Origin of the sequence: Mycobacterium sp. WMMD1722 (genome assembly GCF_049315205.1) — a bacterium.
In the GTDB taxonomy this organism is placed as follows: domain Bacteria; phylum Actinomycetota; class Actinomycetes; order Mycobacteriales; family Mycobacteriaceae; genus Mycobacterium.
The window spans coordinates 3,412,843-3,430,469 of record NZ_CP186056.1 but is presented as its reverse complement, the minus strand read 5'-3'; the positions used below and the strand labels follow the sequence as shown (position 1 = coordinate 3,430,469).

Sequence of the window (17,627 nt, the reverse complement as noted above, 5' to 3'; positions counted from 1 at the left end):
GCGCCGTGGTCTTTCAGTTGTCACACAGGCGTGGTCGGCAGCCACCGACAACGGCCGTATCCGCCGTATCCGCACATGCGTCCGCCGATTCCGGGCGAGCGCACCGGGTCAGTGCTCTCCAAGGTATCCGACGCTAGCGTCCGCCCGCGTGTTCGCGAAATCTGCAACGCGTTGTCCTCCTCTTCTGCGGACTCTTCTGCCGCCCAGGTCGTGCCGTCATACGCGGGAGGTGAGTAGCGCCGACAGCGGCCGGAACGGCTGCAGCCAGGCGCCCTGTTCGGGCAGGGAGTCCAGTCCGATCCGGGGAAGCGGTTCGCGGAAGACACCGGGGATGTCCTCGAGATCGACGAACTCCAGGAGTTCGGAGGCCAGCGCCCAGCTCGCGTGCTCGCGAAAACCGAGCACCTGGACCGGGATGCCCTCGCGGGCGATGTCCTCCAGCGGTTGCCGGAACGCCTGTCCGTCGGCCGAGGCCACCAGCACCGCGGCCAGGCCTTCGCGGCGCCGCAGCTCGATGTGGGCGAGCATGTCGGAGTCGACGTCGCTGTCCTCGTCGATCTTGGGTTTGGCGAAGACGGCGAAACCGACGTTGCGCAGCGCCTCGACCCACGGCCGCACCACGTCGGCGCTGCCCGGGGCGATGTTGGTGAAGACGGTCGCCTCCGGTTCGAGCGCGGGGGCGGCGCCGTCGGGCGGGGCGGCGGCGGAGAGGTCCGCGGTGCGGGCGAGCAACCAGCGTCCGAGGGCGTCGAAGCGGGGGCGGTGCGCGGCGGTCGGCCGCCCGCCGATGATCGACCCGAGGCCCATGTCGAGGTTCGGGGCATCCCACACCAGCAGGACCCGGCGGGTGCCCTCCGGAGGACCGGCCGGCGGGGGAGGCGCCGGAACCGCAGGGGAGGACGCCTCGTCGGTCACGCTCATGGGCTCTTCTCCCAGATCAGTTCGGTGATGACGGGGCCCGCCAGGGCCTTGCGTTCGTATTTGGTGGCGGGCCGGCGCACCGAGATCGGCAGGTCGCGTTCCGTGGTCGTCTGGCTGGTCACCCGCCGCAGCAGCGGTTCGGCATCGCCGACGTCGGCGATGTGCTCGGCGTAGCCGAGATGGTCGGTGGCGGCGTGCAGGATGCCGCCGGGCTGCAACCGGTCGGCGATCAGCGCCACGGTCTGGGGCTGCAGGAAGCGGCGCTTGTGGTGGCGTGCCTTGGGCCACGGGTCGGGAAAGAAGATGCGCACGCCGGTCAGCGACCCGCTGCCGATCAGGTGTTCCAGGACGTCGAGGCCGTCGCCGCGGATCATCCGGATGTTCGGGACGCCCTCGCGGTCGATGCCGCCGAGCAGCTGGGCCAATCCGCGCCGGTACACCTCGACGGCGATGACGTCGATCTGCGGTTCGTCCTGGGCCATCGCCAGGGTCGAGGTGCCGGTGCCGCAGCCGATCTCGAGGACCACCGGCGCCGACCGGCCGAACCAGGCGGGGATGTCCAGCGGCGGCGCGGGTCGTCCGTCGTCGTCGCGTGCCTGCATGCCCAGCGCCGGCCAGCGCCGATCCCAGGTCGCCTGCTGATTGGCCGACAGGGTGGACCGCCGGGAGCGGAAGCTGGTGACGCGGCGCGGCGGATGCGGCGTGGCGTCCGTCGTCGGCGGACCGACGACGTCCGATTCACGCGCATGCATCCGTCCATGGTCGCTCATCACCGTCGGGGTACCCCCATCGCCGCAGATATTGATACCCAACAGTTGCCTGACAAAGAAGTGTCACCGCACCCCGCCGGCCGGTGTCACGATGGCTGGCATGGCAGCGTTCGCCGAAGCGCTCGCGCGCTTGGTCGAGGACAGCGGTGACCCGCGGCTGGACCCGATCGCCGGCGACCTCGCCGACCTCGACGCGCTCGCGGCGCCGGCGCGCTACCGGCGTGTGCAGGACGCGGTGGCCCGGCTGCGGGCCGTGGCGGTGCACAGCGACCCGGGGGAGGCGATCGCGGAATTCCTCGCCGGCGACGACGCGGTGCTGGCGCGGATGTGCGCGGCGGTCGACGTCCTGCAGGCGGCCGGTCTGCGGGTCGATCCGGCCGACTCCGCGGCCGCCCATCTGCGTCGGGCGGTGCACTGGCGGGCCTACAGCCGCGGCCCGGTGACGCCGTTGCACCGGGACTGCGGCCTCGATGTCTGCCGGGGTTCGCTGCGACTGCTGTCCCGTCGCCCGGCCGGCACCGGCGCGCCGCGCACCGAACTGCAGCGGGCCCGGGTCCGCCTGACCTACCTGGTTCGCAACCGGTGCGCCGATCTGCGTGCCGAACTGCACGATGACGTCGCCGAGCTGGATCGCGACGGATTCGAGCGGTTCACCGCCCACACGCGCCGTCGCGTGGCGCAGGTGGGCACCGAGCTGGACGCTCAGATCACCGCGCAGCTGCGCCGCGTCGCCGACGAGCTGCACCTGAGGCCACCGCCGGTCGCACCGTTCTCGCCGGTCGGGACGGTTGCGATCGCCGCACCGGCCCGGCGAACGCGTCGGCTGGAGAACCGATTGGTGAGGATGCTCGGCGCCGGCTTCGGCCTGGGGGTCGCGCTCGCGATCGGCCGGTTGTTCTCCGGGACGGACGCCGCGCTGGCGGTGGTGGGGCTGATCGCCGGGGGAATCACCGGTCTGGCGGCGACGGTGTGGGTGGTCGGTGCGCGCGGCCTGCTGCACGATCGTGCAGCGCTCGACCGGTGGGTCGGCCAGGCGTGTGCGACGCTGCGGTCGGCGATGGAGGAGCGGGTCGCGATCCGGCTGCTCGACGCGGAGTCGGCGATGGCCGAGGAGGTCCGCGCGCGGCGCCGCGCGCGCCATTTTCCCGGGGCCGGCGAATTTGCCGCGCACAAACCACGGGTTACCGAACAGTAGAGCCGAAAAAGCGCTTTACTGAATCGTTCCTGTGAGTCATCGGACATGGATCCGAATTCCGTCGGGTATGTCACCCACGTTAACCTCGAACCCAAGGGACGGACCTGTGTCCTGGCACCGAACCTACGCAGGAGAATTCATGACCGCAGCGACCATTCCGGGTCTCGACACCGCGCCGACCGAGCACGAGGGATTGTTGGCGTGGGTTCGCGAGGTCGCGGAACTCACCCAACCGGATCGTGTCGCATGGGCTGACGGTTCGCAGGAAGAATACGAACGGCTCTGCGAGCAGCTCGTCGAGGCGGGCACCTTCCAGAAACTCAATCCGCAGAAGCAGCCGAATTCCTACCTGGCGCTTTCGGACCCCTCAGACGTCGCGCGGGTCGAGTCGCGCACCTTCATCTGTTCGCAGCGCGAGATCGACGCCGGTCCCACCAACAACTGGATGGACCCCGCCGAGATGCGCAGCCTGATGACCGATCTGTACCGCGGTTGTATGCGCGGCCGCACGCTGTGGGTGGTGCCGTTCTGCATGGGTCCGCTCGACGCCGAGGACCCGAAGCTCGGCGTCGAGATCACCGATTCCGAGTACGTCGTGGTCTCGATGCGCACCATGACCCGGATGGGGTCGGCGGCGCTGGAGAAGATCGGCACCGATGGCTTCTTCGTCAAGGCGCTGCACTCGATCGGCGCCCCCCTGGAGCCGGGCGAGAAGGACGTGCCGTGGCCGTGCAACGACACCAAATACATCACCCACTTCCCGGAGACCCGCGAGATCTGGAGCTTCGGCTCCGGCTACGGCGGCAACGCGCTGCTGGGCAAGAAGTGTTACTCGCTGCGGATCGCCTCGGCGATGGCCCACGACGAGGGCTGGCTCGCCGAGCACATGCTGATCCTCAAGCTGATCTCGCCGGAGAACAAGGCGTACTACATCGCCGCGGCGTTCCCGTCGGCGTGCGGTAAGACCAACCTCGCGATGCTGCAGCCCACCATCCCGGGCTGGCGCGCCGAGACCGTCGGCGACGACATCGCCTGGATGCGGTTCGGCAAGGACGGTCGCCTCTATGCGACCAACCCCGAGTTCGGATTCTTCGGCGTCGCGCCGGGCACCAACTGGGACTCCAACCCGAACGCGATGAAGACGATCGCCGCGGGCAACACCGTGTTCACCAACGTCGCCAAGACCGACGACGGGGACGTGTGGTGGGAGGGTCTGGAGGGCGAGCCCGATCACCTGATCGACTGGAAGGGACAGGACTGGATCCTGCGCGAGACCGAAACCAAAGCGGCGCACCCGAATTCGCGCTACTGCACGCCGATCTCGCAATGCCCGACGCTGGCGCCGGAGTGGGATGACCCCCAGGGGGTGCCGATCTCGGCGATCCTGTTCGGCGGCCGCCGCAAGACCACGGTCCCGCTGATCACCGAGGCCCGCGACTGGCAGCACGGTGTGTTCATCGGCGCCACGCTGGGTTCGGAGCAGACCGCCGCCGCCGAGGGCAAGGTCGGCACCGTGCGCCGCGACCCGATGGCGATGCTGCCGTTCCTGGGCTACAACGTCGGCGACTACTTCCAGCATTGGATCGACATCGGCAAGAACGCCGACGATTCCAAGCTGCCGAAGGTGTTCTTCGTCAATTGGTTCCGCCGCGGCGGCGACGGCCGCTTCCTGTGGCCCGGCTTCGGCGAGAACAGCCGTGTGCTGAAGTGGGCGATCGAGCGTATCGAGCACTCCGCCGACGGCAAGAGCACTCCGATCGGCATCGTGCCCACCGCAGGGGATCTCGACCTGTCCGGGCTCGATGTGGACCCCGCCGACGTCGACGAGGCCCTGGCGGTGCGGGTCGACGAGTGGCGCGACGAGCTGCCGCTGATCGAGGAATGGTTCGAATTCGTCGGCGAGAAGCTGCCGACCGGCATCAAGGACGAGTTCGACGCGCTGAAGACGCGGCTGGCCGAAGAGAGCTGATCGACGGGCGCGTGACCCGAACGAAAGGGCCCCGGAGGTGATTCACCTCCGGGGCCCTCGTCGTTCGTTCTCAGCTACCGGCCATCAACTGCTGGTTCGCCGCATGCTGGCTCTGGCCGTACTGCACGGCCACGTCCTCGGGCACCGTGTCACCGGGCGGGCCCTGGAACTTCACGGTCGTCAGGGCGTTGCCGGTGGTGAACTTCAGGACGCCCACCGAACTGGTCCCATCCGGGGTGGAGCCGGTGGTCAGCGTGCCACCCTCCCCGACGGGGACGTTACGGGTGAACGGATTGGCGACCGGTTCACCGGTGTCGTTGTTGGCCGCCGCCGCCTGCGCCGCCTGCGGGTTGTCGAACACCTGCACCCGATCGGTGATGCTGCGGGTGCCGTCCCGGTGGGTGAAGGTGGTCTCGACCCCGGTCTGGTTCCCCGGGTTCAGCGTCGGAGATCCCTCGACCCACGCCGCGGAGTCGGTCGAGTCGTTGGGGTGTACGGGCAGATTGCTGTAATCCGTCTGGGCCTGTGCGGTCGCCAGGCCGGCGACGGTCACCACGGCCGCCGTCGCTGCGGAAGCGGCCAGGCCGCTGAATACGCGAGTGAGTGTCTTCATCGTCGTTGTCACCTCTCAGCAGGGGTAGCAGGCCCAGCCGCGCCAGCCGTCGCGCCAGAACCAGCCGGGTCCGCAGCCCATGTCACCGGTCGTGCCGTAGCAGTCCAGCGGCTGCACTTCCGAGCGCGCCGGCACGGGGACGGGTTGCGGGGCGTAGGTGTCGTTGCTGACCTGGCCGGCGTGCGCCGCCTGGGCACCGGTCAGGGAACCGACGAGCAGGAAGCCCGCCGATACCGTAGTGATGAGTATGCGCATTGCTTGCTGCTCTCCGATCTCACGTTGTGACGGCCGTCCCATAAAACCCTAGGCTGAACAGGCCTCACCTGCAGTGCTTTGTCCCAGAATCTGGGCGGTCGTGGCGGTGTGGTGCCCCGTCGAACGGCCTCTTGACACGTGTCAACAAGCGCGTCGTACAGTCTTGCCATGCAGATTCGCGACCATGTCGGCCCAGGCAAAGGAGCCAAGCCGGCGATCATCCTCCACCCGTCGGGCACCGTCGTCACCTTCGACGAGCTCGAGGCGCGGGCCAACCGGCTGGCGCACCACTTCCGCGGTGCGGGGCTTCGAGAGGGCGACGCCGTCGCGATCCTCATGGAGAACAACGAGCACATGCACGCGGTGATGTGGGCGGCGCGCCGCAGCGGCCTGTACTACGTACCGATCAACACGCATCTCACCGCGGCCGAGGCCGCGTACATCATCGACAACAGCGGCGCCAAGGCCGTCGTCGCCTCCGAAGCGCTACGCACCGTGTGCGTCGATCTCGGCAAGCACCTGCCCGGCGGCCTGCCACCCGTGCTGCTGTTCGCGGGCGACGAACTGGCCGGGTGGGAGCGCTACCCCGAAAGCGTTGCCGATCGACCGGATACACCGATCGACGATGAGATCGAGGGTGATCTCCTGCAGTACTCGTCCGGCACCACCGGTCGGCCCAAGGGCATCAAACGGCAGCTGCCGCACGTGCACCCGTCCGAATCGCCCGGGCTGATGGCTGCGCTGGTGAGCTTCTGGCTCGATCCCGATGCCATTTACCTCAGCCCGGCACCGCTCTACCACACCGCGCCGTCGGTGTGGTCCATGCAGATCCAGGCGGGCGGCATCACCACGGTGGTCCTCGAGAAGTTCGACGCCGAGGGTTGTCTCGAGGCGATCCAGCGCTACCGCGTCACCCACGGTCAGTTCGTGCCGGCGATGTTCACCAGGATGCTGAAACTGCCTGAGGCGGTGCGCCGTTCGTACGACGTCTCGAGTCTCAAGCGGGTGATGCACGCCGCCGCGCCGTGCCCGGTGGACATCAAGAAGCAGATGATCGACTGGTGGGGTCCGATCATCGACGAGTACTACGCGTCCTCGGAGGCGCACGGATCGACGTTGATCAGCGCGCAGGAGTGGCTGACCCATCCCGGTTCGGTGGGCCGTCCGATGAGCGGTGCCGTGCACATCCTGGACGAGGACGGCAATGAGTTGCCACCCGGCCAGGCCGGGGAGATCTACTTCGAGGGCGGCAACTCCTTCGAATACCTCAACGACCCGGACAAGACGGCGGCGTCGCGGCATCCGCAGGGCTGGGCCACCGTCGGCGACATCGGCTACGTCGACGAGGAGGGTTATCTGTACCTGACCGACCGCAGGCACCACATGATCATCTCCGGCGGGGTGAACATCTATCCCCAGGAGGCGGAGAACATGTTGGTGACGCACCCGTTGGTGATGGACGCCGCGGTGTTCGGGGTGCCCGACGCGGAGATGGGTCAGCGGGTGAAGGGCGTCGTGCAGACCGTCGACCCCGCCGACGCGACGCCGGAATTCGCCGAGGAACTGCTGGGATGGCTGCGGGATCGGCTGGCCCACTACAAGTGTCCGCGGTCGATCTCCTTCGAAGCGCAGCTCCCCCGCACCGACACCGGCAAGCTCTACAAGCAGGAACTCATCGCGAAGTACTCGTGAGCCGGCGCGAGGTGGACGCCATCGAGCTTGCGGGCGGAGTCGTCGTCGGGATCGGGGCCCCGCGCGACGACGTCGCGTTCACGCTCACCGAACGGCACGACGACGATCCGCGCACCGTGACGGTCGACTCGGTCGCCGACAGCCTCGAGGAGCTACGCGTTCGGTGCCGGCGCTGGCCCCGCGCCGCGGCGATCTGCGCCGACGTGCTGCGCACGGTCGACCCGCACGGCCCGACGCGCGCCGGCGTGGTCACCGAATCGCTGGCGTATTCGACGCTGCAGGCGGGCCCGGAGTTCGCCCGGTGGTTGGCCGAGCGCGGGCCGGCCACGGTACCGGTGTTACCCGACCCGGTCCTGGCCGAACGCCGGGGCGACACGCTGTCGGTGCGCTTCAACCGGCCGCAGCGACACAACGCGTTCTCCACCGACGCCCGCGCCGCTCTGCTCGAGGCGTTGGAGGTGGCCCGCCTCGATCCGTCGATCGACCAGGTGGAACTCTCCGGAGCCGGCCGATCCTTCTGCAGCGGCGGCGATCTCGCGGAGTTCGGCAGCTTCGCCGATCCGGCGAGCGCACACCTGGCCCGCACCCGGCACAGCCCCGCGCTGGTGCTCGACGAGCTGACCCGGCGACTGGATACGCGCTGCCGGGCGCGGGTGCACGGCCAGGTCCTGGGCAGCGGGCTGGAGATGGCCGCCTACTGCGGCTGGGTGATCAGCACCGCCGACGCAGTCTTCGGTCTGCCCGAACTCACGCTGGGACTGATTCCCGGCGCGGGCGGCACCGTGAGCATCACGCGGCGGATCGGTCGCGAGCGCACCGCCTATCTGGTGCTGTCCGGTCGCACCCTCGACGCCGGGACGGCGCTGCGGTGGGGACTGGTCGACCGGGTCGAGTGACCGGCCCTCGGCCGCACGGGTGGGTGCGGATCCTGCCAGCCGACCATCAAATACTGCCACTGGAATTAATTGCCTGATCTGCCGGTTTACACCAGCGGACCGGCCGGAAGCTCTCAGCGAATTCCCGGTCGGGCCGCAGAATCGAAACGTAGAAGAAGGCACGAAAATGAAGAAGTTCGGATTCGCCACGCTGGCCGCCAGCACACTGACCGTCGCGTTCCTCGGCCTCGCGGCCCCGGCCGCCCAGGCCGCCCCGAGCGGCGCCGGCAGCGCCCAGGACACGATCAGCCAGCTGCAGGACCGCGGGGTGCGGGTCATCATCAACCGTCAAGGCCTCGTCGGCCCACTGGAGCAGGCTTCGGTGACGTCGGTGCGCTTCGACACCGACGATCACGTGGCCTACGTCACCGTCCGCTGACCCAGGCATCGACAAAGGGGCGCCCCACTCGGGGCGCCCCTTTTTTGGGTCTGCGCGGCGCGTCTGCTCGGCCTCAGCGCTGACGGGCGGGCCGGATGATCAACTCGTTGACGTCGACGTCTGCGGGTTCGCCGATGGCGTAGGCGATGGCGCGCGCGATCGCCTCGGGTGAGATGGACGCGGCCCGGTATCCGCGCATCGCCTCGGCCGCCGTCGGATCGGTGATCGTGTCGGCGAGTTCGGATTCCACCACTCCGGGGGAGACGGTCGTCACCCGGATCGACGGGTCGACCTCCAGCCGCAGCCCCTCGGTGATCGCCCACGCCGCATGTTTGGTCGCGCAGTACACCGCGCCCGTCGGCACCACCTCGTGCGCGCCGACCGAGGCGACGGTGATGACATGCCCGCCGCCCTGGCGCTGGAAATGCGGCAAGGTCGCGGCGACTCCGTTGAGCAGTCCGCGGATGTTGACGTCGATCATGGCGTCCCACTGATCGACGAGCAGCGCGTCGAGCCGGGAGAGCGGCATCACTCCGGCGTTGTTGACGATCACGTCGACACGTCCGTGCGCCGTGGCGGCGGCATCGACGAACGCCGCGACGTCGGCCCGGTCGGTGACGTCGAGGCGGCGCACCTCGACGTGGCCGTCGGAGCGACGAACCAGCTCCGCCAACCGGTCTTCGCGGCGCGCACCGGCCACCACCTGATGGCCGTCGGCGGCCAGCCGCAGAGCCACCGCGGCACCGATCCCGCTGCTGGCCCCGGTGACGAGGACGATCTTCGATTCACTCATGTCTTCACTGTGAACCGCGCCGCGGCGGCCAACCAGGGTGCGCTGCACCCGGTCTGAGCTGCACCGCGTGGCTAAGGTGGGATGGTGGCCGAACTCGGCGAGTACCTCAGGAGCCGGCGCGCCGCACTGCGCCCGACTGATGCCGGGTTGACCAGCTCCGGCGTCCGACGCGTCCCGGGGCTGCGGCGTGAGGAGGTGGCGTCGCTGGCCGGCGTCAGCGCCGACTATTACACCCGGCTCGAACAGGGCCGCGAGCGGTCACCGTCGGTGCAGGTGCTCGAGGCACTGTCGGCCGCCCTTCGCCTCGACGACGACGGTCGCAGCCATCTGTTCCGGCTCGCCGGTCACGCGCCGCGCCCCCGCCAGCGCCCCGCATCCGATCGCGTCGACCCCGCCCTGCTGCGGCTGATGGATGCCTGGCCGGACAATCCGGCGCTGGTCTACAACCGCGCCTACGACGTGCTCGCGGCGAATCCCTTGGCGCAGGCGCTCTTCGGCGACTTCGGCGCCGATGGCAATCTGATGCTGCTGGTGTTCACCGACTCGGGGGCGCGTGAGTTCTACCTCGACTGGCCCGATGTGGCCGCCGATTCCACAGCCGGCTTCCGGATGGCCCACGGCAGCGCACCCGACGACCCGCGCCTGCGGACGGTACTCAACGAACTGCTCACCGTCAGCGAGGAGTTCCGCCGGCTGTGGGACCGCGGCGACGCCCGGGGGAAGTCGTTGGCCGAGAAGCGGTTTCGTCATCCCGATGTCGGTGCCCTGACACTGCGGATGCAGACCTTCGACGTCCGTTCCGCACCCGGGCAGGAACTGGTGGTGTACGACGCCGAACCGGGCAGCCCCAGCGCCGATGCCCTCACCCTGCTCGGCACGCTGGCCGCCGGACTCAGATCCCGCCGCGGGCGACCAGCTGGGCGGCGATGACGTTGCGCTGGATCTCGTTGGTGCCCTCGCCGACGATCATCAGCGGCGCGTCACGGAAGTAGCGTTCGACGTCGAACTCGGTGGAATAGCCGTACCCGCCGTGGATGCGTACCGCGTCGAGCGCGATCTCCATCGCCACCTCGGAGGCGAACAGCTTGGCCATCCCGGCCTCCATGTCGGCGCGCTCGCCACTGTCGTAGCGTTCGGCGGCATAGCGGGTGAGCTGGCGTGCGGCAGTCAGTTTGGTCGCCATATCGGCCAGGTAGTTGCCGATCGACTGGTGCTTCCAGATGGGCTTGCCGAAACTCTCCCGGTCCTGGGCGTAGCGCAGCGCATCCTCCAGCGCGGCGGTCGCCACGCCGAGTGCGCGGGCGGCCACCTGGATGCGGCCGGTCTCCAGGCCCTTCATCATCTGCGCGAATCCCCGGCCGGGCTCACTACCGAGGATCGCCGAGGCGGGCACGCGGCAGTCGTCGAACACCAGCTCGCAACTCTCGACGCCCTTGTAGCCCAGTTTGGGCAGGTCGCGGGAGACCGACATTCCGGTGGTGCCCTGGTCGACCAGCACCACCGAGATGCCGCGGTGGCGCGGTTGCGCGGTCGGGTCGGTCTTGCACAGCAGGGCGATCAGCCCGGAGCGGCGGGCATTGCTGATCCAGGTCTTCGCACCGGTGATCGTCAACCCGCCGCCGTCGGACGGCAGCGCCGTGGTGGTCATCGCCTGCAGGTCGGAACCCCCGCCGGGTTCGGTCAGCGCCATCGTGGCGCGGATCTCGCCGGTCGCCATACCCGGCAGATACGCCCGTTTCTGCTCCTCGGTGCCGTACCGGCTCAGCAGTTTGGCGACCACGGTGTGCCCGCCCATCGCGCCGGCCAGGCTCATCCAGCCCCGCGCGAGCTCCTGGGTGACCTCGACGTAACAGGGCGTCGAGACGGGGGAGCCGCCGAACTCCTCGGGTACGGCGAGACCGTAGATGCCGATGCGTTTCATCTGCTCGATCCACGCCTCGGGATAGGTGTCGGCGTGCTCGACCTCGCGCACGGCCGGTTTGACGTCGCGGTCGACGAACGCACGTACGGTCCCGACCAGCATTTCTTCTTCGTCGGTCAACATATGTCAGCATCATCGACTGTGACGTCGCATGAGCGCACCCCGGGTGGCCCCTTCTTCGACGATCTCCACGTCGGCCAGGTCTTCGACACCGCCCCGTCGATGACGCTGACCAGCGGCTCGGCTGCGGTGCACCAATCGATCCTCGGGGACCGGCTCCGGCTCACGCTGGACGCCGACCTCGCCGCGGCCGTCACCGGCTCACCCGTCCCGCCGGCGCATCCGGCGTTCGTCTGCGACGTGGCGATCGGCCAGTCGACCCTGGTCACCCACCGGGTGAAGGCGAATCTCTTCTACCGCGGTCTGGTGTTCCACCGGTATCCGGTGATCGGCGACACGCTGTCCACCCGGACCGAGGTGGTGGCCCTACGGCAGAATTCGGCGAAGCCGGGCCGCGCGCGCACCGGCCTGGCGGCGTTGCGGATGACCACCGTGGATCAGGCCGGCCACCTGGTTCTGGACTTCTATCGCTGCGCGATGCTGCCGATGAGCGACGGCGCACCCGACACCGGGCACGCCGACGACCTGTCGGCGATCGGATCCGACGCCGTCGCCCCACCGGACCCGACGGCCGGCTGGGACGCCGAGGCCTACCGTTCCCGGGTGCCTGGTCCGCATTTCGATCCCAGCCTGGCCGGTGCGGTGCTGCAGGGCACCGCCGACGTGGTCAGCAGTGCGCCGGAGCTGGCCAGGATCACCTTGAACATTGCTGCGGTACACCATGATTCGCGCTCGGGTGGGCAACGTCTGGTGTACGGCGGGCATCCGATCGGACTGGCCCTGGCCCAGGCCACCCGGTTGCTGCCCGATCTGGTGACCGTCCTGGGGTGGGAGTCCTGCGACCACACGGGTCCGGTGCACGAAGGCGACACCCTCTACAGCGAATTGCACGTCGACGGCGCGACCCCGCTGCCCGGGGGTCGCGGCGGGGTACTGCAGCTGCGCTCGGTGGTGTTCGCGGTCGACGGCGCCGGTGGCGCGGAGGACCGCCAGGTGCTGGACTGGCGGTTCTCCGCCCTGCAGTTCTGAGCCCACCGGAACTGAGCACAATGAACGGGTGAGCGCGTGGCGGATGGCAGCGGCGGTGCTCACCGGCGCGCAGCGGCTCGCCGACCGGCTGCCGGTTCCCCTCGACGCGACCGAACTCCTCACCGGCCGGGCCGGACTGCTCGGCCTGCCTGCACCCGGGCGGGTGTCCGCCGGTGGCGGCTCCCGCCTGCTGTCCACCCGCGACGGGTGGCTCGCCCTGACCCTGTCGCGCCCCGCCGACGCCGAGGCGGTCCCCGCGCTGATCGAGGCCGACGAGGTCGACGACGACCCCTGGCCCGCTGTCACCCGCTGGGCGGCCGGCCGAACCGCGGCGCAGGCTGTCGACCGGGCGCGGCTGCTCGGGCTGCCGGCCGCGATCCCCGGGGAGACGCCGCCCGCCGAACCGACGGTCCGCCGGGTCGGCGCCCGGTCAGCCGTCCGGCCGCTGGACGATCTGCTGGTGGTCGAGCTGGCATCGCTGTGGGCCGGTCCGCTGTGCGGCCGGCTACTCACGCAGGCCGGGGCCCGGGTGGTCAAGGTGGAGAGCCGGGCCCGGCCGGACGGCCCCCGCGCGGGTGCACCCGAGTTCTTCGACTGGATGAACGCCGGAAAGCTGAGCTACGCAAACGATCTCGGAGATCCACGAATCCGCGCCCTGCTCGCGGTGGCCGATGTGGTCATCGAGGGATCGCGTTCGGCCGCCTTGGCGCGTCGGGGTCTCGGCGCCGATCGACTGCCCCCGCGCGACGGCCGGGTCTGGGTCCGCATCACCGGATACGGCGCCGTCGGACCGCCGGCTGAGTGGGTCGCATTCGGCGACGACGCGGCGGTGGCCGGCGGACTGGTCGGCGACGGACCCGCGTTCCTCGGCGATGCGATCGCCGATCCGCTGACCGGATTGCGGGCCGCGGTCGCCGTCGCGGAGTCGGTGTCCCGGGGTGGCGGCGAACTGGTCGACATCGCGATGGCCGACGTCGCGGCCGGCTATGCCGCACTGCCGTCCGAAAGTGAGGTGGCGCTGACCCCACGCCGGCCGCGGGTACGAGGCCGCGCCGCCGCCCTGGGCGCCGACAACGCGGTCGTCGACGAGTTCATCGACGTCCGCACGGCGCCATGCTGATCCGCCGCGCCACCCTCTTGGACGGCAGCCGGGTCGACATCCGCGTCGGCGACCGGATCGACGCGGTGGCCGACACCCTGGCCCGGCGTCGCGGTGAGGTGGTGCTGGATGCCGATGCCATGACGGTGGTGCCGGGGCTGCACGATCACCACGTCCACATCCGTTCGGCGGCCGCCGCCTCCGGTTCGCTGCGGGTCGGCCCCGACACCGTCACCGACCGGGCCGGACTCGGTGCGGCGCTGCGCGCCGCGGCGGTGGGTGAGGACGGGTGGATCCGGGCGATCGACTACCACGAGGCGGCGGCCGGCCCGCTGGACCGCCGCGCCCTCGACGAGCTCGCACCGGAGGTGCCGGTGCGCATCCAGCACCGTTCCGGTGTGCTGTGGACGGTCAACTCGGCGGGCCTGCGGCGCCTCGGTCTGGCCGACCATCCCGACGGTCGGCTGCGCAGCGCCGACCACAGCTGGCGCGCGCAACGACGCGAGCTCGAGCTCGGCGCATGGAGCCGGCAGCTGCTCGGCTACGGCGTCACCGGAATCACCGACGCCACACCGGGTTCCGATCCCGACGATCTCCACGCCGCCCGGCGGTCGGGTGAGCTCGTGCAGCGGTTGCATGTGCTGGCGCCCGGAAAACGAATCCTGCACGACGACGCGCTGGACCTCGCCGAACTCACCGACTGGGTCCGGCTCCGCCACGCCGGGGAGGTACCGGTGGCGCTGCACTGTGTCACCGGTGCACAACTGGTGGTGGCGATCGCGGCGCTGCGCGCCGCGGGGATGCATGACCGCGACCGGATCGAGCATGCCGCGGTGGTCCCCGCCGACTGCGTGCCCGACCTCGCCGAACTGGGCGTCACGGTGGTCACCCAGCCCAACTTCGTCGCCGAGCGCGGCGACCGGTATCTGGTCGAGGTGCCCGCCGACGAGCACGACGAACTGTGGCGGGTCGCGACACTGGTCGACGCCGGCGTGCGGGTGGCGTTGTCGACCGATACGCCGTTCGGGCGCGGTGACCCGTGGGCGGCCATGCGGGCGGCGGTGTCGCGCCGCACGCCCGATGGCGTCGTCCTGGGTCCGCACGAGCGGGTCGACGCACCGACGGCGTTGGCGTTGTTCAGCGGCTCCGGCCGGCGGCCGGACGTTCCGCGCGCGGTGCGGCCGGGGCAGCCGGGAGATCTGCTGGTGCTCGCGGCCGCTCCGCGTCAGGTACTCGCCGAACTGGACGCCGGGGCGGTGCGTGCCGTCATCCTCGCGGGTGAGATCGTGCACCACCGCTGAGTCATCGCGTTCGTCTCGGCGGGTGGGGTGTCGCGCCGGCTGAACAGGTGCTGCGGGCCGATGTGGCAGATCATGGAATGCGGGGCGGCGCCTGCGGTGTTGGCCTCGTTGTGTCGCGACTCAGCGGTGCGCCTTGCTCCTATTAGTCTGACTAACGAGAATGCTGCTGCGGGATACTCACACCCGGGCAGGAACGGAGGATTCATGCGGCTCGATCTCACCGTGCTCGCCATCGCCGCCACGGCCACGTCGCTGGTCGGTCCGGCGGGGGTGGTCGCCTCCGCATCGGCCGCACCCTGCCCGGACGTCGAGGTGCTGTTCGCCCGCGGCACGCACGAGGCCCCTGGCCTCGGGCCGACCGGCGAAGCCTTCGTCGACGCCCTGCGTGGCCGGATCGGCGACCGGACGCTGTCGGTCTATCCGGTGAACTATCCCGCGTCCGATCAGTGGTCCACCGGGGCCGACGGCGTCCGCGACGCCGGGGCCCGGGTGCTCAGCGTGGCCGATACCTGCCCGGATACCGAGATGGTGCTCGGTGGCTACTCCCAGGGGGCGGCGGTGATGGGTTTCGTGACCTCGGAGGCGGTGCCTGACGGCGTCGATCCGGCCACGGTGCCCAAACCGCTGCAGCCCGAGATCGCCGAACACGTCGCAGCGGTCACGCTGTTCGGGCTGCCCAACGTGCGGGCGATGAACTTCCTCGGCGAACCGCCGGTGGTCATCGGTCCGCTGTACCAGGACAAGACCATCCAGCTCTGCGCCCCGGAGGATCCGGTGTGTTCGGACGGGCTGAACTTCGCCGTCCACAATCCGGGGACCTACACCGGGCCACTGACCGACCAGGGGGCGGATTACGCGGCGGGCCGGTTGACCTCCTGACCGCCCGGGGGATGACCCCCACGCCGGGCCCGGGGCTGCCCGGTTCGCCCCGCGAGGGGATCTCTTGTGGAATCGACTCATGAGATCGCGCGGAGTCGCCTGGTATCTGGCGCTGTCGTTCGTACCCGCCTGGCTGTCGTGGGCGGCCGTCGGCGCGCTCGGCCGGACCATGGACGATCCGGTCATCCAATTGACCACCGCCGCCTTCATCCCGGCGCTGGCGGCGGTGGTGGTGCGACGGTGGGTCACCCGCGAAGGATTCGCCGACGCCGGATTGCGGCCACGGCTGCGGAAGCACTGGCGCGTCTACCTGCTCGCGGTGGCGGTGTCACCGCTGTTCCTCGTCCTCGGTCTGGCCCTGGCCTGGGGGACCGGGTATTGGAGTCCCGCCGCGACCGTCTGGTCGGACCACCTGCTGTTCCTCGTCGCCATCCCGGTCATTCCGCTGCTGGCAGCACCGCTCTTCTTCGGCGAAGAGTTCGGCTGGACCGCCTATCTGCGCGACCGGCTGCTACCCGGCCGGCCCGTCGCCACCACCTTCCTCACCGGGCTGATCTGGGGGGTATGGCACTGGCCGTTGCCGTGGGTCGGGTACTTCGGCGCCCACGTCGATGCCGGGGAGGCGTTCATCGCCATGCTGCTGTGGGTGCCGTTGTCGATCATGCTGGAGTTCGTCATCGGATTCGTCTGGGGCGCAACCGGTTCGGTGTGGCCGTCGACCATCGTGCACGGCGGCGGGAATCTCGTCGTGGCGGTCGGTCTGAACACGCTGACCGGCGGTGCCCTGTCGGTCACGGTGAGCACGGTGCTCTACATCGTGGCGATGACGCCGGTGGTCTGCGGACTGCTGATCGCCGGGCGGTGGCGGGCCGCCGAACCACGGTCGGACCGGCCGACCAGCGGCGTCACACCGCCAGTTGGCTCTGCAGGGTGACCGAGGCGGTGTTCGCGTCGGACCGTTCGCCCATGCCTTTGGCGATGCCGCGGCCCTGTGCGGTCACCGCCAGATAGATCCGGTCGCCGCGGAACAGGTCACGGGAGAATTCGCACGGGGTGCCTTCGGCGTCGTAGGTGACGCGGGTGATCAGCAGCAGCGCCGATTTGGGTTTCACGCCCAGCAGCGATGCCTCGGTATTGGTGGCGCTCACCGCTTCGATGCGTTCGTCGGCACGTCCGGTCACCAGGCCGTACTGGGTCTCCAGCACCTCGTAGATCGACCCGCCGAGCTGCTGTTCGAGGAGTCCGGGGAAGGCATCGGCGGGAAACTGCGCCAGCTCCAGCGAGATCGGTGACCCATCGGCCAGGCGCAGCCGCTGGATCTCGACCACGAAGTCGCCCGCACCCAACCGCAGGGCGGCCTGGGTGGTCGTGTCGGGCGGTGCGATCTTGGTCGACATCACCCGCGTCCCGGCGACGTACCCCTGGTTGGCGAGGAACGCCGGAACCCCGACCACGTCGGCCAGACTGCGTTCGACCTGGGCGTGGCTGATGAAGATTCCGCCGGCGCGGCCGATGACCCGGTGCACCAGCCCGGCCTCCTCCAACGCCGCCAGCACCTGCCGCAGGCTCGAGCGGCTGGTGCCGTACCGTTCGGCCAGATCGCGTTCGCTGCCGAGCTTCGTGCCGGGGCTTCCGGCGTTGATGTCGGCCACGATCCGCCGCCGCAACTCCTCGCTGTGCGTGGGCACCGGCGGACCTCCCCGAATGTCGCCTACGTCGTCACACGTATTTTGGTAGAACCAATTCTATCCGGATA

General features: G+C 69.9%; 18 protein-coding genes. 11 read left to right on the top strand and 7 right to left on the bottom strand.

The genetic code is table 11. From position 1 onward, the window contains the following. Positions 1 to 216 precede the first annotated feature (216 nt). Positions 217 to 921: an NYN domain-containing protein gene (locus ACN27E_RS16400; protein WP_422743021.1), complete on the bottom strand. Its 705-nt coding sequence runs from the start codon at positions 919 to 921 to the stop codon at positions 217 to 219. Continuing rightward, positions 918 to 1,691, bottom strand: a complete 774-nt coding sequence (trmB, locus tag ACN27E_RS16395; protein WP_422743019.1) for a tRNA (guanosine(46)-N7)-methyltransferase TrmB — start codon at positions 1,689 to 1,691, stop codon at positions 918 to 920. The genes ACN27E_RS16400 and trmB overlap by 4 nt, the downstream gene beginning before the upstream one ends. Before the next feature lie 100 nt (positions 1,692 to 1,791). On the opposite strand from trmB, the gene ACN27E_RS16390 reads away from it, so the two are divergent. Beyond that, positions 1,792 to 2,886 (top strand): hypothetical protein, encoded by a 1,095-nt coding sequence (locus ACN27E_RS16390; protein WP_422743017.1) that lies wholly within the window; start codon positions 1,792 to 1,794, stop codon positions 2,884 to 2,886. A 139-nt stretch (positions 2,887 to 3,025) separates the two neighbouring features. Next, on the top strand, positions 3,026 to 4,855 hold the full coding sequence (locus tag ACN27E_RS16385) for a phosphoenolpyruvate carboxykinase (GTP) (RefSeq protein WP_422743015.1): 1,830 nt from the start codon (positions 3,026 to 3,028) through the stop codon (positions 4,853 to 4,855). 70 nt (positions 4,856 to 4,925) lie between these two features. On the opposite strand, the gene ACN27E_RS16380 is transcribed toward ACN27E_RS16385, so the two are convergent. Together ACN27E_RS16380 and ACN27E_RS16375 are read right to left on the bottom strand one after the other, a co-directional pair. Further along, the gene (locus tag ACN27E_RS16380; protein WP_422743013.1) at positions 4,926 to 5,468 is read right to left on the bottom strand and encodes a hypothetical protein; all 543 of its coding nucleotides are present in this window, start codon (positions 5,466 to 5,468) and stop codon (positions 4,926 to 4,928) included. Between the two features lie 15 nt (positions 5,469 to 5,483). Next, positions 5,484 to 5,723 (bottom strand): hypothetical protein, encoded by a 240-nt coding sequence (locus tag ACN27E_RS16375; RefSeq protein ID WP_422743011.1) that lies wholly within the window; start codon positions 5,721 to 5,723, stop codon positions 5,484 to 5,486. A gap of 168 nt (positions 5,724 to 5,891) precedes the next feature. Here ACN27E_RS16375 and fadD4 point away from each other — a divergent pair, with 168 nt between their 5' ends. The 3 genes from fadD4 (at position 5,892) to ACN27E_RS16360 (ending at position 8,729) form a co-directional block, all read left to right on the top strand. Then, positions 5,892 to 7,415 (top strand): fatty-acid--CoA ligase FadD4, encoded by a 1,524-nt coding sequence (gene fadD4 / locus ACN27E_RS16370; protein ID WP_422743010.1) that lies wholly within the window; start codon positions 5,892 to 5,894, stop codon positions 7,413 to 7,415. A 20-nt stretch (positions 7,416 to 7,435) separates the two neighbouring features. Continuing rightward, positions 7,436 to 8,311, top strand: a complete 876-nt coding sequence (locus ACN27E_RS16365; protein WP_422749922.1) for an enoyl-CoA hydratase/isomerase family protein — start codon at positions 7,436 to 7,438, stop codon at positions 8,309 to 8,311. Between the two features lie 166 nt (positions 8,312 to 8,477). Continuing rightward, positions 8,478 to 8,729, top strand: a complete 252-nt coding sequence (locus ACN27E_RS16360; protein ID WP_422743009.1) for a hypothetical protein — start codon at positions 8,478 to 8,480, stop codon at positions 8,727 to 8,729. A gap of 73 nt (positions 8,730 to 8,802) precedes the next feature. Here ACN27E_RS16360 and ACN27E_RS16355 read toward each other — a convergent pair whose 3' ends face one another. Then, complete coding sequence (locus ACN27E_RS16355; protein ID WP_422743007.1) at positions 8,803 to 9,522, bottom strand: SDR family oxidoreductase; 720 nt, start codon at positions 9,520 to 9,522, stop codon at positions 8,803 to 8,805. An 81-nt stretch (positions 9,523 to 9,603) separates the two neighbouring features. On the opposite strand from ACN27E_RS16355, the gene ACN27E_RS16350 reads away from it, so the two are divergent. Then, a complete protein-coding gene (locus ACN27E_RS16350; RefSeq protein ID WP_422743006.1) occupies positions 9,604 to 10,452 on the top strand; it encodes a helix-turn-helix domain-containing protein in 849 nt (282 codons plus the stop codon). Here the strand turns inward: ACN27E_RS16350 and ACN27E_RS16345 are convergent. Then, on the bottom strand, positions 10,415 to 11,566 hold the full coding sequence (locus tag ACN27E_RS16345; RefSeq protein WP_422743004.1) for an acyl-CoA dehydrogenase family protein: 1,152 nt from the start codon (positions 11,564 to 11,566) through the stop codon (positions 10,415 to 10,417). The genes ACN27E_RS16350 and ACN27E_RS16345 overlap by 38 nt on opposite strands. A gap of 99 nt (positions 11,567 to 11,665) precedes the next feature. On the opposite strand from ACN27E_RS16345, the gene ACN27E_RS16340 reads away from it, so the two are divergent. The 5 genes from ACN27E_RS16340 (at position 11,666) to ACN27E_RS16320 (ending at position 16,805) form a co-directional block, all read left to right on the top strand. Further along, positions 11,666 to 12,592, top strand: coding sequence for an acyl dehydratase (locus ACN27E_RS16340; protein ID WP_422749920.1), 927 nt, complete (start codon positions 11,666 to 11,668; stop codon positions 12,590 to 12,592). Between the two features lie 43 nt (positions 12,593 to 12,635). Then, entirely contained in the window at positions 12,636 to 13,712 is a 1,077-nt protein-coding gene (locus ACN27E_RS16335) for a CoA transferase (RefSeq protein WP_422749918.1), read from the top strand. Then, on the top strand, positions 13,706 to 14,992 hold the full coding sequence (locus ACN27E_RS16330; protein WP_422743002.1) for an amidohydrolase family protein: 1,287 nt from the start codon (positions 13,706 to 13,708) through the stop codon (positions 14,990 to 14,992). Before ACN27E_RS16335 ends, ACN27E_RS16330 begins: the two co-directional genes overlap by 7 nt. Before the next feature lie 204 nt (positions 14,993 to 15,196). Then, the gene (locus ACN27E_RS16325; protein WP_422743001.1) at positions 15,197 to 15,871 is read left to right on the top strand and encodes a cutinase family protein; all 675 of its coding nucleotides are present in this window, start codon (positions 15,197 to 15,199) and stop codon (positions 15,869 to 15,871) included. A 79-nt stretch (positions 15,872 to 15,950) separates the two neighbouring features. Further along, positions 15,951 to 16,805, top strand: coding sequence for a type II CAAX prenyl endopeptidase Rce1 family protein (locus ACN27E_RS16320; protein WP_422742999.1), 855 nt, complete (start codon positions 15,951 to 15,953; stop codon positions 16,803 to 16,805). On the opposite strand, the gene ACN27E_RS16315 is transcribed toward ACN27E_RS16320, so the two are convergent. Next, the gene (locus ACN27E_RS16315; RefSeq protein ID WP_422742998.1) at positions 16,777 to 17,559 is read right to left on the bottom strand and encodes a GntR family transcriptional regulator; all 783 of its coding nucleotides are present in this window, start codon (positions 17,557 to 17,559) and stop codon (positions 16,777 to 16,779) included. The two genes, ACN27E_RS16320 and ACN27E_RS16315, sit on opposite strands and share 29 nt — an antisense overlap. Between the last annotated feature and the right edge of the window lie 68 nt (positions 17,560 to 17,627).

Bases quoted from the DNA above. Each gene is read 5' to 3' on its own strand.
- ACN27E_RS16350 (WP_422743006.1), top strand. From the start codon at position 9,604: ATGGTGGCCGAACTCGGCGAGTACCTCAGGAGCCGGCGCGCCGCACTG.
- ACN27E_RS16320 (WP_422742999.1), top strand. From the start codon at position 15,951: ATGAGATCGCGCGGAGTCGCCTGGTATCTGGCGCTGTCGTTCGTACCC.
- fadD4 (WP_422743010.1), top strand. From the start codon at position 5,892: ATGCAGATTCGCGACCATGTCGGCCCAGGCAAAGGAGCCAAGCCGGCG.
- ACN27E_RS16360 (WP_422743009.1), top strand. From the start codon at position 8,478: ATGAAGAAGTTCGGATTCGCCACGCTGGCCGCCAGCACACTGACCGTC.
- ACN27E_RS16400 (WP_422743021.1), bottom strand. From the start codon at position 921: ATGAGCGTGACCGACGAGGCGTCCTCCCCTGCGGTTCCGGCGCCTCCC.
- ACN27E_RS16340 (WP_422749920.1), top strand. From the start codon at position 11,666: ATGACGCTGACCAGCGGCTCGGCTGCGGTGCACCAATCGATCCTCGGG.
- ACN27E_RS16330 (WP_422743002.1), top strand. From the start codon at position 13,706: ATGCTGATCCGCCGCGCCACCCTCTTGGACGGCAGCCGGGTCGACATC.
- ACN27E_RS16325 (WP_422743001.1), top strand. From the start codon at position 15,197: ATGCGGCTCGATCTCACCGTGCTCGCCATCGCCGCCACGGCCACGTCG.
- ACN27E_RS16380 (WP_422743013.1), bottom strand. From the start codon at position 5,468: ATGAAGACACTCACTCGCGTATTCAGCGGCCTGGCCGCTTCCGCAGCG.
- ACN27E_RS16355 (WP_422743007.1), bottom strand. From the start codon at position 9,522: ATGAGTGAATCGAAGATCGTCCTCGTCACCGGGGCCAGCAGCGGGATC.
- ACN27E_RS16390 (WP_422743017.1), top strand. From the start codon at position 1,792: ATGGCAGCGTTCGCCGAAGCGCTCGCGCGCTTGGTCGAGGACAGCGGT.
- ACN27E_RS16345 (WP_422743004.1), bottom strand. From the start codon at position 11,566: ATGTTGACCGACGAAGAAGAAATGCTGGTCGGGACCGTACGTGCGTTC.
- ACN27E_RS16385 (WP_422743015.1), top strand. From the start codon at position 3,026: ATGACCGCAGCGACCATTCCGGGTCTCGACACCGCGCCGACCGAGCAC.
- ACN27E_RS16335 (WP_422749918.1), top strand. From the start codon at position 12,636: ATGGCAGCGGCGGTGCTCACCGGCGCGCAGCGGCTCGCCGACCGGCTG.
- trmB (WP_422743019.1), bottom strand. From the start codon at position 1,691: ATGAGCGACCATGGACGGATGCATGCGCGTGAATCGGACGTCGTCGGT.
- ACN27E_RS16375 (WP_422743011.1), bottom strand. From the start codon at position 5,723: ATGCGCATACTCATCACTACGGTATCGGCGGGCTTCCTGCTCGTCGGT.